Annotated in this window: 13 protein-coding genes and 1 pseudogene; 4 read left to right on the forward strand and 10 right to left on the reverse strand. The window is 46.5% G+C overall.

Annotated features, from left to right (window positions below):
* Both ACOZIO_RS23615 and ACOZIO_RS23620 read right to left on the reverse strand, forming a co-directional pair.
* Nucleotides 1–597 (reverse strand): annotated as a pseudogene (locus ACOZIO_RS23615) (APC family permease); the annotation flags it as partial.
* Nucleotides 598–736: 139 nt separating this feature from the next.
* On the reverse strand, nucleotides 737–1552 hold the full coding sequence (locus ACOZIO_RS23620; RefSeq protein WP_129992223.1) for a helix-turn-helix domain-containing protein: 816 nt from the start codon (nucleotides 1550–1552) through the stop codon (nucleotides 737–739).
* A gap of 178 nt (nucleotides 1553–1730) precedes the next feature.
* Between ACOZIO_RS23620 and ACOZIO_RS23625 the strand changes: the two genes are divergently transcribed.
* Genes ACOZIO_RS23625 through ACOZIO_RS23635 form a run of 3 tightly spaced genes read left to right on the forward strand, consistent with a single transcriptional unit; the run spans nucleotide 1731 to nucleotide 4692 of the window.
* The gene (locus ACOZIO_RS23625; RefSeq protein WP_129955395.1) at nucleotides 1731–2870 is read left to right on the forward strand and encodes a tyramine oxidase subunit B; all 1140 of its coding nucleotides are present in this window, start codon (nucleotides 1731–1733) and stop codon (nucleotides 2868–2870) included.
* Nucleotides 2871–2923: 53 nt separating this feature from the next.
* Nucleotides 2924–3346 (forward strand): RidA family protein, encoded by a 423-nt coding sequence (locus ACOZIO_RS23630; protein ID WP_421595771.1) that lies wholly within the window; start codon nucleotides 2924–2926, stop codon nucleotides 3344–3346.
* Between the two features lie 53 nt (nucleotides 3347–3399).
* Complete coding sequence (locus ACOZIO_RS23635; protein WP_217219352.1) at nucleotides 3400–4692, forward strand: NAD(P)/FAD-dependent oxidoreductase; 1293 nt, start codon at nucleotides 3400–3402, stop codon at nucleotides 4690–4692.
* Nucleotides 4693–4757: 65 nt separating this feature from the next.
* Here ACOZIO_RS23635 and ACOZIO_RS23640 read toward each other — a convergent pair whose 3' ends face one another.
* Entirely contained in the window at nucleotides 4758–5072 is a 315-nt protein-coding gene (locus tag ACOZIO_RS23640; RefSeq protein WP_129955389.1) for a phage holin, lambda family, read from the reverse strand.
* A 109-nt stretch (nucleotides 5073–5181) separates the two neighbouring features.
* Nucleotides 5182–6429: a levansucrase gene (sacB, locus tag ACOZIO_RS23645; RefSeq protein ID WP_129955387.1), complete on the reverse strand. Its 1248-nt coding sequence runs from the start codon at nucleotides 6427–6429 to the stop codon at nucleotides 5182–5184.
* Nucleotides 6430–7069: 640 nt separating this feature from the next.
* Here sacB and ACOZIO_RS23650 point away from each other — a divergent pair.
* Nucleotides 7070–7282 carry an ogr/Delta-like zinc finger family protein gene (locus tag ACOZIO_RS23650; RefSeq protein WP_129955385.1) on the forward strand — a complete coding sequence of 71 codons (213 nt, stop codon included), beginning with the start codon at nucleotides 7070–7072 and terminating at the stop codon, nucleotides 7280–7282.
* A 354-nt stretch (nucleotides 7283–7636) separates the two neighbouring features.
* On the opposite strand, the gene ACOZIO_RS23655 is transcribed toward ACOZIO_RS23650, so the two are convergent.
* The 6 genes from ACOZIO_RS23655 to ACOZIO_RS23680 form a co-directional block, all read right to left on the reverse strand.
* A complete protein-coding gene (locus ACOZIO_RS23655; protein WP_421595774.1) occupies nucleotides 7637–8209 on the reverse strand; it encodes a chorismate mutase in 573 nt (190 codons plus the stop codon).
* Between the two features lie 170 nt (nucleotides 8210–8379).
* Nucleotides 8380–8835: a DUF5680 domain-containing protein gene (locus tag ACOZIO_RS23660; protein WP_235174996.1), complete on the reverse strand. Its 456-nt coding sequence runs from the start codon at nucleotides 8833–8835 to the stop codon at nucleotides 8380–8382.
* A 181-nt stretch (nucleotides 8836–9016) separates the two neighbouring features.
* On the reverse strand, nucleotides 9017–10564 hold the full coding sequence (locus ACOZIO_RS23665) for a methyl-accepting chemotaxis protein (RefSeq protein WP_129992248.1): 1548 nt from the start codon (nucleotides 10562–10564) through the stop codon (nucleotides 9017–9019).
* A 692-nt stretch (nucleotides 10565–11256) separates the two neighbouring features.
* Entirely contained in the window at nucleotides 11257–11385 is a 129-nt protein-coding gene (locus ACOZIO_RS23670; RefSeq protein ID WP_255466776.1) for a hypothetical protein, read from the reverse strand.
* Between the two features lie 19 nt (nucleotides 11386–11404).
* Complete coding sequence (locus ACOZIO_RS23675) at nucleotides 11405–12535, reverse strand: alkene reductase (RefSeq protein ID WP_421595776.1); 1131 nt, start codon at nucleotides 12533–12535, stop codon at nucleotides 11405–11407.
* Nucleotides 12536–12645: 110 nt separating this feature from the next.
* Nucleotides 12646–13251, reverse strand: a complete 606-nt coding sequence (locus ACOZIO_RS23680; protein WP_014333868.1) for a TetR/AcrR family transcriptional regulator — start codon at nucleotides 13249–13251, stop codon at nucleotides 12646–12648.
* Nucleotides 13252–13265: the final 14 nt, after the last annotated feature.

Below are 13265 nucleotides of genomic sequence, written 5' to 3' on the forward strand. Positions count from 1 at the left end.
ACCGAGATTGCCGTGACTAAACACGGCCGGATCAAATGAACTGAAGTTCAGTGGCCCCGGCTTTTTTATCAGCAAACTGACGTCCGTCAACAGCACAATTGCCACTTCCGCGATCATCAGCACTCCCAACAGTTTCCCCCCGACTTCTACCCGTTTAATACCGAAAATCCAGGCAATAATGGTAAACAGCATACTGAGTGCCCACCAGGGAATATGTAGCGCAAGATGCTGTGCAAGGAACTCCTGGCTAAAGAAGCCGAGCATGGAAATTATGGCTATCTGAATAGAGAGGTAGGCAATCAAGGCCAGTACTGACGCGGAGGCCCCCCAGTTTTCTCCCAGGCCTTTTGATATATAGGTATAGAAAGCTCCGGCGTCATTTACATAGCGGCTCATCGCTATGTAGCCCACAGAAAAGAGCATCAGAATAATGCAGGCCATAATATAAACGGCCGGAACACCGCCGCCATTCCCCGTAAAAATTGCCACAGGCAACCCACCAATAACCCCTGTCAGGGGGGAGGCAGCGGCAACGACAAAGAAGACCAGAGAAAATAAACCCAGGGAGTTTTTTCTTAACCCATTAATGTTACTCATCGCCAGCGCCCTATTTGTAAGTGGATATAGGACAGCATCATTTCCCAGCGGCGCCAGCGTGGGATAGAACAAATCGGACAGTCATATAGTGCAACATATGCACTTTTTTAGTGCCACCTTCTGTTAACTTGAAAATAACCTAATGGTAACTAATGCGCTCGGCATGGGCGGCAAGAAGCATACGGCGCTGGAAATCAAGCGGGGTGGTACTGATCAGTTTTTTGAATTCGCGCAGGAAATGTGACTGATCACTGAAACCCAAATTCAGTGCCAGTTCGGAAAACGAGACGCTGGCACCCTGATGTAAGCTGTTCAGGGCAGACTGGCAGCGCATGATGCGGCCAAATGCCTTCGGAGACATACCGGTATCCTGGCGAAACTGTCTCTGGATGGTACGACAGGTATAGCCAGTTAATGCCTCCAGTTGCCCGACACGGAAATTGCCTTTCTGTTGCAGGATTGTGCGAATAATTGAAGCAGTCACCGTTGACGTTTTGCGTGCCAGTCGCGGCGTAAAATAGTTATTAAACAAGGTGATTTGCTGTGCAAATAACTCAGTGCGCAGGATTTGCTCGCAGGCCTGACGTGCGTCCGGAACCACGTCCAGAAAATTAAACTCGCGGTCGGTCAGATCTTCTGCCATCACATCGAGAAAATCCGGAATGACACCAGGGGCAAAGCGCACACCGAAATAGCGGTGGTTTGGGATTAACCTTGCGCTGCGCGCTTCAAGGGTGGTTCCGCATACCCGCGCCATGGGATGAATGGTATCGCAGTCAAAGACAATATCTACGCAACCATCCGGTACCGCGAGGGTCAGAGGGGCAGACGGAGATACCTCGAAACTGTAAAAATGGGAAATGGCCGAATTCTCAGCGTTCATCAGCGAATATTGTCTCGCTGCACTGAGCACAAACCACGGCTGTTCCGGATTGATAATGTTTGTACAGGACATAAGCCCCCCGCCATAACAAAGAACATTTCCTGTCTCTGCAATTCGGATGCCATATCCGGCGATCTCTTTTTCACAATGTCGCAAATATTCAATACAGCCGTTTTCCTATCCCGTAATTTTCATCGTGTCGCGAAACGATTAACAAAAATGTAACCCACCCATTAACGGAGTAACTGGCATGTCTGACGCCGCTAAAATTGATTTTATCTATCTTTCCGAGCAGGACATGATCCGTGCTGGTGTAACTGATATGACTGCCTGTGTTGACACGATGGAAAAGATGTTTGCTCTGCTATACCAGGGAGATTATCGCATGGCCGGAGCGAACAACGATTCACATGGGGCAATGGTGACTTTTCCGAACGACTCACCGTTTCCCAATATGCCTAAACCGACAGCTGATCGTCGCTTTATGGCGATGCCCGCCTATCTCGGCGGCGATTTCTGCACTGCAGGTATGAAATGGTATGGCTCTAATATCGCCAACCGGCAGAAGGGATTACCACGATCCATTCTGATGTTTACGCTAAACGATGCGGATACTGGGGCACCACTGGCGTATATGTCGGCAAATTTGTTGTCAGCCTACCGCACGGGGGCTGTACCCGGTGTCGGCGCCCGCCATTTAGCACGTCGCGATGCACAGGTGATCGGGTTGCTGGGGCCCGGCGTTATGGGGAAAACTACTGTGGCGGCGTTTATGGCTGTCTGCCCGCAGATAAACACCATCAAGGTGAAAGGCCGTGGTCAGAAGAATCTCGACAGCTTTATCGTTTGGGCCAGAAATACCTTTCCTCAGATCACCAACATCCAGGTCGTCGATAGCCTTGAACAGGTGGTGCGTGATTCGGATATCGTCACCTATTGCAGCTCCGGGGAAGTCGGCGATCCGGCAACTTATCCGTTGGTAAAACGCGAATGGGTCAAGCCTGGTGCTTTTCTCGCCATGCCGGCGCTGTGTAACCTTGACGAAGGCATGGAGCAACCCGATGTGCGTAAAGTGCTCGACAATACCGGGCTTTATCACGCCTGGTATGAAGAGGTCCCGAAACCTGCCCATCACACCATCCCCGTAATAGGCGTGCGGTTTATGGACATGCTGGCGGCCGGGAAATTGTCCGCTGACCAGTTGGAAGACATCGGCAAGATTGTTGCCGGAGATGCGCCGGGGCGCCAAAGCGATGACGAAATCATCATCATGTCAGTCGGCGGTATGCCGGTTGAGGATGTGGCCTGGGGTACTGTTGTCTATCGCAATGCGCTTGAAAAAGGGATCGGCCTCAAACTCAACCTGTGGAATGCGCCTGTACTCTTCTGAGTACCGGACAAGTCACGTCTTCACCTCCAATAATCTGATCTTACAGGTACAAAATGACCCAAATTACTAAAGTAAAAACCGGCTCAAAATTTGAAGAACGGGGGAGTTATTCCCGCATTGTTGCTGTCGATAACTGGATTTTTGTCTCCAATACGGCCGGCCGGGATCCGCGTAGCAACGAAATTCCTGACGACGTGACTGAACAAACACTCCAGGTTTTTGCAAATATTGAGATGGCTCTGGCAGCGGTCGGTGCCACGCTTTCCGATGTGGTTTTTTCCCGGGTATATATTCAGGATCCGAAGGATGTCGCTAGCGTGATGGAGATTATTGGTGCGAAGTTTCGTGGCATCAATCCGGCGACCACGGTGACCTGTCCGCCGTTGGGATCGACCGTTTATAAAGTTGAGTTAGAAGCCACTGCCTGGCGCGGGGCTGGAAAAGCGGAAGTGGAAGAAATCATTGTCGGGTCTTAGTGCCGGGTTCTTTTACTGAATTTTTGCATATTAAACCACTTAAGAAGGTCGCTATGGCTCCGGCAATAACTCCTGTTCAGACTTCCGCCACTTTCCCTGCCGCAACGACTGTGGTGGTGATCGGAGGGGGCATCGTTGGCCTGACTGCTGCACTGGCGCTGGCTGAACGTAAAATCCCTGTAGTTTTATTGGAAAAAGGCGCTATTGCAGGAGAGCAATCATCCCGTAATCTCGGATGGGTACGTAAGACCAGCCGTCTTGCCGAAGATATTCCGTTAGCGCTGGCATCGGATCGGCTCTGGGCGATGATGCCGCATCGGCTGGGAAGTGATGTGGGTTACCGCCAGGCGGGGATAATGTTCGTTGCTCGCACGCAAGCGCAGATGGCTTTGTATGAAGGTTGGCTCAAATCGGTTGCGCAGCTGTCACTTGACTCACGTTTGCTTAGTCGGCACGAAATTGCTGCAATGGTCCCCGGGGGCAGAGGGCAATGGGCAGGGGGGATCTATACGCCTTCCGACGGACGTGCCGAACCGACACTGGCTGCCAGCGCGATAGCAAAAGCTGCGATCGCCAGAGGAGCCTTTATTGTGGAAAATTGCGCAGTGCGCAGCCTGACACTTTCTGCCGGGAAAGTCAGTGGTGTGGTCACGGAACGAGGCGAAATTCGTTGCGATCAGGTGCTGCTCGCCGGCGGGCTCTGGTCGAGGCGTTTTTTGGGCAATCATGGCGTATCCTTGCCGACCTTACCATTAATCTGTTCGGTATTGCGCACTCGTCCGATGGCTGGCCCGACAGAAATAGCAGTTGGCGCACCGGATTTTTCTTTCCGAAAACATCAGGATGGCGGGTTCATTATTACCCAGCGCGGCGCGCTGGACGCCTCACTGGTACCGGACCATCTATTGCTCGGATTACGCTATTTGCCCCAGCTGCGTGCACAGCGCGACAATTTACGCATTTCGCTGGGTAAGAATTTTTTGCATGACCTGACGCTGGCACGTCATTGGGGGGCAAAAAGTATCACGCCGTTTGAGAAGGTGCGGATGATGGATCCCCCTGCCAACCGGGCACTTAATCAGGAAGCAATGGATAATTTAATGGCAGCCTGGCCCGCATTCGCCAAAGCGGAGATTGCCGATACATGGGCTGGAACGATTGATGTTACACCAGACTCCAACCCGGTTATCGGACCTGTAAACCGAATACCCGGTCTGACGGTTGCAACGGGTTTCTCCGGTCATGGTTTTGGTACTTCGCCAGCAGCCGGACAACTGGCGGCCGATCTTGTTTCCGGCTGTCAGCCAATTATTGATCCCGCTCCGTATCGATTTGAGCGTTTCTGAGACAGAAATGATTTATTGCCACTTGGTGCTTTGACCGAAAAGGGGATGTTAAGCCGCTCATCAGTTTACTTCCCTAATAATTTCTTCTGAATATAACTGGTTAAATATTCCCATATTTTTCTGACGCCGATAAAACCAATGATACCGCCGATACTCATCGTCATATTTTCAGAGGCTCCAAAGTATAAACTTATTGAAATCGCAGTTATAGTGAGAGCTCCACAAAGTAACGCTTCGCATATTATCTCCCGTCGGGAGCCTTTCAAATATATTGTCCTGAGCAGTGCCATTAACATTGACATCATTACACCGCTGGCAAGAGAATCCTGGCGAAAAAAAAGCGTTAAGAACAACATTATTAATGGATGGTCGGGTTTCAAAATAAAGCCTTTTTACCTTTGAGGTCTGATGAGGCATATAACTTTCAGATACTATGACTCATTTAATCTGCCCCTCCGCAAACAGTATGCGGAAGGGCAGATTACCTCATTAATTTAAAATAATGTTTTTCATTGGCGGGATATACCCGTAATCAAACACGCGCTCTACAAATGAACGGTTTCCCTTAAGGACAATTTTTACGGTAGGAGCTTCTGTCCCACCAATACGATAATTACCGTCGCTTGTCGGAACGTTATCAATAAAGGATGTCACCAGGCCATTGGGCATGACGCAATGTGAGTAGGTCTGGAAGGGCTGAGAAGGCGGATTGCCTAACACCAAACCGGAGCCGTTCATCGGAGAATACGGGCCGGTAAGGTTATCACTCAGGAAGCCGTAAACACCGTCAGGACCTGTCAGACCATCTGCATAAGTAAATTTATGACTGATAGTGAATAAGTAATATTTTCCATCCTGGAAGACAAAATGCGGGCGTTCGGTTTGATCATTCACACCGACAGCCGTGACCAGAGGTGGGAGAATTTCCCATTCGTCTCCCGACAGATCTTTGGCGACGGCCATACCAATACAGCCCACCTGGAATTTCGAATTACCCACATCACGATGGCCCGGCGGCAGGATACCCATTTCCTCTTTGCCAACGATGTGAGAACCGCGTTCACCCGCCACATTTCCTTCAAATACCATGTAGAGCTTCCCGTCATGGGGATCGATAAACGGGCTTGGATCCCTGAAGTTCCAGTACGGATTTTGACTTTCAGTTTGGTAGTACACGCCGTCAGCTGAAAATAATGATTTAACCTCGTTGAAACCGGCCAGCGTTACACCTTCTTCTGAGGTCAGCACTTTGCCTCTCACTTTTGCAATGGTCGCTCCCGGCGTGACGCAGGTATAATAAAGATCAATATCACCGTCTTCATTAAGCAAAATGGGTGTTCCTGCCCATTCGCGGGCTGTAGGGGAGACACCTTCTGCCATAACACGCCCGCCAAAAATCCAATCTTTACCCGTACGGGAATACCAGTAACAAATTCTTGCGCGCCCGTGGCGATTATTCCAGTCACTGGTGATGTCATAATTTCCTTCCGCATCGAGATACTCTGAATTATTGTTATTACGCTGAGCGGTAAGCGTGAAAATAACAGACCATCCGTCTACAGAAACCACCGTACCGTCTAATGACCGCAGGGGCATAGTATCCCAAATAAATACTTCATCACTCATGACCGGAAAATCGGCGCTCACAATCGGTTGGGTGGTGGTAGGGTCGTTTTCGTTGACCTTAAGAGCATCAGCACGAGTCCAGATTGTCGGTGTATAATTTAAATTTGTCATGTAAATATCCTTTAATTAAATAAGTATTAAGAGTGTTTGACGTTTGAAGTCGTAAGAATAGTTGCATGATTAAATAAGGCATGCACTCAGTTGATGTTGTGCCATTATGTATACATAATTTATATGAAATACCTTATGTATATGTTTTTGGAATGGAAGTTGTGTAGTTGGCTACATATTATTTTTTCATAGTCAGGAAAGGAAGCGAATTCTATCCTCTACCGGTTCATCACAACTTCTAGTAAAATAGCTAGCAAACGAGATGGGCTTACTCATTATGAATGTCCAGCGAAAAAATAATCGGTTTAACTGCGGGAAATAGCACGAAATTCTAAATAATTATTAATAAATCCTTAGGAAGAAATATTTTGAATTACTTTTCAATGTCAATTTAATTTGTTGTGTGAGGGTTAAGACAGCTATAAATTATTTAATTTTTATGGAATGTATCAGACAGTAAGTACACAACATCTTTAAGGAAAGCGTTATGTCAGGAATGATTTTATTTTCTCCTCTTTATTTTGTTTGCATCCCACCCATTTCTTCTGCGCTCTCAGTCGAAGTAAGACAATCATACCCCACGCAATATAATTTTTAACATTCAATGAGTTAGCATGATTACATTAACGAGGCTTTACCTATGATGCGTTGCCCGCTTTGCAATCACTCAGCACATATACGAACCAGCCGATACCTGTCACAGCAAACCAAGGAGTCATATTATCAATGCCAGAACATAGAGTGTTCATGCACTTTTAAAACAATTGAAACCGTTTCTAAAATCCTCTGCAGCCCAACCTTTGAAAAAACAGAAGATGCAGGCTGGAATCAGGAAGAATCCTATTTAAAATAGCTAGCGACCACAGATTAATATTGTCTATCATATTCTGCGCTTTTATTAAACAAATGAAAAAACTAAGGTCTTTAATTTGTTTGAAGCGCATTCTATTGATCACTTTTAGTGAGAATTAACAATACACTTAGTTTGATTGGGGACGAGGCTTGAATGGAGAGGGCGATCCATCAGTTAATTTCCTGCTACCAAGATCAATTGATCGTTAAGATAAGCCACTCTGGACAGAGAATTTGAGTTCCATTTTGAAACGCACAGAATGCTATACCGCTCAGCGAGCTGGCTCAACATCCCATGTTTGCTGAAGTGGATCGTTATTCCTTTCGTCCTGGTTGCTGTATTGATGAAAGGCCGTTATTTAATACGCCTGATATGCACTAAAGAGCCGATCAACATTTTTTTATCCGCATCTGTCAGATGCGGTGCCTGCAATAGACTAAATATTTCTGACTCGTCTGACTCACGGAAGCCGCCAGCAAGTAATTTCTGACTGATAGCTTCAAGAATCTTTTTATCCTGCAGAGAAATGGACGCCCTGACGTCATCCAGGCTTCTTTGCGTACCCGTGCGGTCGGGTGGTTGAGATAACCACTGGGCAAAGTAACGATACTGAATCGCCTTTGCGACATCCATTTGCGCCTGAATAAAGGGCTGTATTGAGCTGCCGTCGAGCCCTGACTCTTCAGCCTCCTCACGGGTACGGGTTAGGACACTTTGTTCCCGGATCATATCTTCTACAGGCAGATGGTGTGCGGCTTTATAATCCGCGACATCTTTCATGTCCAGCATGCGCTGATTCATGGCTGAAGTGAGGGAGGAAATCGCAACGGTGGACACGGAAGCCGCAAATACGGAACCCACCATAAACAATGATGATAAAAAAACCACGATGTAAGCCATAGAACCCTCTGACGCAACAGTAAACATGAGTTAGGTACTCTACTCAGGTAATAATACCGTTCCGTGACAAAATACCTTCCGTTAATCCTAAAAGTGAGTCATCAGTTGATGAAGTGAAAGAAATTGTTGGAGAAAATCGCCGTTTTTTTTGCCCGATTATATTTATTTAATATGACTTCTCATCGGGAGAGGAGCCGCTAACATAATGACCCACCACAGAATTTCATTTTAAAGCAGGTTTCCCCCTGACTTTGAATGAACTCATGTCCCTGAAATTTATCAAGGCAGCCAAACACATCATTGAAGTAATGCAAATCCGCATAAATACTTTCTCTGGGCCCCCTGATGGGATAACGATGATCTGCCTGTCCACGGTTCTTACGCGCAATAAACCTGAGATTACGCATTGTCCTCTCATCCAGGGACGGTATTGTGGCACCGCCATTAAATTGCATACACCAAATTGGATTATTGTTTAGCGAGATAATTATCTGTCCGAAAACGATTTTACCTTCCGTAAAGTAGTTTCTGTACGAATAATTATCCCTACTGTATTCAATGAGATTCACATCATTTTGAGGTAATTTTCTTATAATTAATGTATCGGGTGCAGTGTATAGAAAGCGATTTGCTTCGATTAAAAAATCCTTCATTAATATGTTTTTTCCTGCCTGAAATTAAAGAGTCGTAAAAATAGTTAAAAATCTTTTATTTGACAAGTTTCAAAAGTGAAATATTTGTTAATAGTTTATTCCCCTGTAGCGTCGGAAATTTTTCTGACGCTACAGGGAGCGGATAAACAGCAATGCCCCGTTTAAGAGGTTTAAATCCTTATCAGAGTTTAAACATGCTAACCGCCTTCACCAGTCGGACAGCCTGATCCTCCAGTGACTGCGCAGCTGAAGAGGCTTCCTGAACCAGGGAGGCATTTTGTTGTGTGACGCTGTCCATCTGGTTGATCGCAGCATTGATCTGACCGATGCCGGTGCTTTGTTCAACACTGGCGATAGAAATTTCACCCATAATGCCGGTGACATTGCTTACGCTGCTCACGACGTTGGAAATAGTTGAGCCCGCCTGAGCGACCAGACGGGTACCTTCATCCACCCGGGTAACGGATTCCTCAATCAGACTTTTAATCTCTCTGGCTGCTGTCGCAGAACTGTGTGCAAGGCCACGTACTTCTGTTGCAACGACCGCAAATCCTCTTCCCTGCGTTCCGGCCCGTGCAGCCTCCACCGCAGCGTTGAGCGCCAGAATATTGGTCTGGAAAGCGATGCGGTCGATGACGCTGATGATGTCGACAATTTTCTTAGAGGCGTCATTAATCATGTCCATGGTCACCACAACCTGACTCACCACATCGGCACTTTCGGTGGCAACACGTGACGCTGATTTGGACAAGTTATTTGCCTGATGGGCATTGTCTGCATTTTGTTTTACGGTAGATGTCATCTGCTCCATCGCAGAGGCCGTTTCTTCAAGCGAGCTGGCCTGTTGCTCGGTACGTGAAGCGAGATCAAGCGTTCCCATTGATATTTGCTGAGAAGCCGTCGCAATGGTGTCAGTGCCCGAACGGACTTCGCTGACAATTTTCCGCAGGTTATTATTCATATTCAGCAGAGCAAGCATCATTTGCCCGGTTTCGTCCGTAGAATTGACCTGTATTTCGGAGGTGAGATCGCCTTTGGCTACGTTTTCAGCAATACGAATAGCATGCATCATCGGACGTGTGATAGAGCGGGTGAGTAAATATCCTAAAATAATGGAAGATATGATGGCCATGAGGGATATCAGCAGGGTTATCCTGATTGCCATTGCACTCTCATGCAGTATCTGACGACCTTCTTCTTTCATTTGTGAAGCCTGAGAGTCGGCGAAATCTGCTGTGGATTTCAGCATTGCAGCTTCCGGCGCCCGCATGCTGCGTAGGACATAATTTTCTGCCTCTTCACGTTTGCCTGCTTTCAAAAGAGCAAATAATCCTTTCTGTGCCTCCCTGTATTCTTCGTTTGCCTGGGCGAGTGCTTTGATTTTTTGTTGCCCGATGGCCGTCGTTTGAAGAGCAGTGATTTTTGCAATCAATTGTTGTGTCGCAGATGATGCATTATTAAGCGATTGTATGCGCTGATTATTATATTCAGGTCTGGCGTAATCAATGACGGCACCTCGCAGAAACTTGATCTGTTCATTGACCTGAAAGCGCACATCAAAAGCCAACCTGACTTTTTCGTAGCGAACCTCAATCATTTGCTGGGTTAATGCATTGATGGCGTTTATTTTTACGAATGCAGTTATGCTCACGATAATTAAGAGCGTGATAATAAATCCAAAAACGAGTCCTAAACGCACACCAATTTTAATGTTATTAAAAGTCAAGATATTACCCTCTGGCAGGTGAATCATAAATGAGGTTATGGAGAACACTGTTACCTTACGCAGCTAAGTCAAATAAACTCCGTACATTTCCAATCAAAATGAACGTTTAGTTGATTTAACGCCGGTTTAGGTTTGTGACGCTTTATCGGGGGAGGTGGAGCAGATCTTTAATATTAATAAAAGAGAATGTGTAAATAACAGTGAAGAAGTGTTAATTTGGTTTTGTTATTTGTGGGTACATTAGTTATTTAATTTAATTTACAATTAAAATCAACAGGTTGATTGTTATCTTATCTTGTGTGAATGATTATTTAAGAATTGAGACGCATTAATTAAGCAACCGATTACTTAATTTTGTTTTGAGTTTCTTAGGTTTCTGTTGATAACAGAATGTTGAACATTTCTCGGCTTAGCATTCGTTTGATTACGTAATGGTAAGAGTAGGGTTAAATATTTGCTTCTCCATTTGTGATTGGTTTACCAGAGACAGGTTAACTTAGTCGTGTTTCACCCAATATATACAAAAATGATCCTGATCTATTTGCCCGCCTGTCGCGGGCTTTTTTCATCTCGGGCGCGTAAAGTAGATTCATTATTGATCAGTTTGAGTTAGTGAGACAAATTTATGCAGACATGATATGTAACCCATATTTAATGGTTATGATAATAATTCTTTTCCTCTACCACTGGTTCATTTAAGCCAATCTTTCCATAAATATTACACTGATCCTGACCCAAAATCCTGCTCCATTCAGAAACTCAGCACCGATCCCTGTGTTACCGCCGGTGATTAAAATAACTTTATTTTCAATTCCATTGTTCATGATATGCCCTTTAAATTTGTTAACGCTGCGCGTTGTAAACCGGATAATCAGTAAAACCTTCACCGGTCCCGCCATACAGCGTGGCGGCATTAAGATCGTTAAATGCCCAACCCTTCGCAATGCGTTCAGGGAGATCAGGGTTAGCGATAAATGGACGACCAAATGCGATGAGGTCAGCCAACTGCTCCTCAACCATCCGGGCACCACGTTCTGCTGTGTATCGACCGGCATAGATGATGCGTCCACTGAATATCGCGCGGATCGCACGGCGGAACGCTTCGGGTAAGTCGGGAGCATTTTCCCAGTCGGCTTCGGCTATAGACATATAGGCCACACCGGCGTTTTCCAGGATTTTTACAGCTTCGACGTAGGTTTTATGCGTATCACTTTCAACCAGGCCGATATAGACGCGGTCTTCATCTGTGCTGGAAAATAAAGGCGTGAAGCGAACGCCCAGCCGGTCTGGCCCTATTGCATGAGAGATAGCCTGCACAATTTCATCCAAAAACCGCAGTCGATTTTCAATAGAACCGCCGTATTCATCCTTACGCTGGTTTGCATGCTCTGAAATAAACTGATTAACCAAATAACCATTCGCAGCATGGATCTCGACCCCGTCAAAACCTGCACTGATGGCATTTTTCGCCGCCTGGGCATATAAATTCACGAGGTCTTTAATTTCTGACCGCGTCAGTTCGCGAGGAACCGAAGGGGTAACCAAGGTGCCCGTACCTGGCCCTGTCTCAATAAAAGCCTTTGCTTGTTCAGCCTGAATCGCTGAAGGAGCCACGGGGGCACTTTCTTCTGGTTGCAATGCAGAATGAGAAACGCGTCCCACATGCCAAAGTTGTGCAAAAATAATCCCCCCTTCGGCATGGACAGCGCGGGTCACTTTTTTCCAACCCTCAATTTGTTGCTCAGTATAAATTCCCGGTGTCCATGCATAACCTTGTCCCCGGGGCTCAATCTGAGTGCCTTCAGTGATCATGAAACCTGCACCCGCGCGTTGACGGTAATATTCGGCCATGAGGTCGCTGGGTACATTACCGGGTTGTTCACTTCTTTGGCGCGTCAGTGGGGGGAATACAATGCGATTTTTAAGGGTATAAGGGCCAAGCTGAGTTGGCTCGAATAAGGCTTTATGATTCATAAGGATTTTCCATGAGTGATCATCGTAAGAGGCGACATTAAGTGACAAATATTAGACCGGTCGTATATTAAACGGATACAAAAAACGACTCTATACTGAGTACCCCCTTGCTAGGGGGTAATATGAATAATTTTTCTTGTCGTGATCAGCGCTGAATCAAACGGGCCAGTATTTCGAACAATCTTGACCATTACGCTTGCACCTACCCAAAGCTGGTAGAGGCTTTCTGCCACAGTGCGAGGTGTATCGTCAATAGTGAGAGACCCCTCGGCTACGCCCGTTTCTAACGCTTGTGCCAGACGCGAGATTATTCCTGAAGTGCCTGCCTCTAGCGTTAAGCGCATCGTGTCCGAAAGATCGGCAACTTCAGCACCTAATTTCACGGCAAGACACTTACCCTGACAGTCAGAGAACGACTGAGATTCTCGCCACTGCTGCCAGTAGTTCATCAGTCGCTGAGCCATATTGAGACCTGGCTGGCCCAGTGTCCTGTCGATATCGGCGAGATAATCATCAAAATAGTGTGCCAGCATATCTGCGCCAAAAGCTTCTTTCGAACTAAAGTAATGATAGAAAGAGCCTTTAGGCACACCAGCATCTTTAAGTATTTCGTTCAATCCGACCGCAGAAAATCCTTTACCCGCCATAATACGCTGACCTGTCGCCAGAATATGCTCGCGGATTTCATTGTTATGTAGTTGCGTTGTAGTATTCATAGGTTCAATCTACC

It is taken from the genome of Rahnella sp. PD4 (genome assembly GCF_049199325.1).
Lineage (GTDB): Bacteria > Pseudomonadota > Gammaproteobacteria > Enterobacterales > Enterobacteriaceae > Rahnella > Rahnella perminowiae.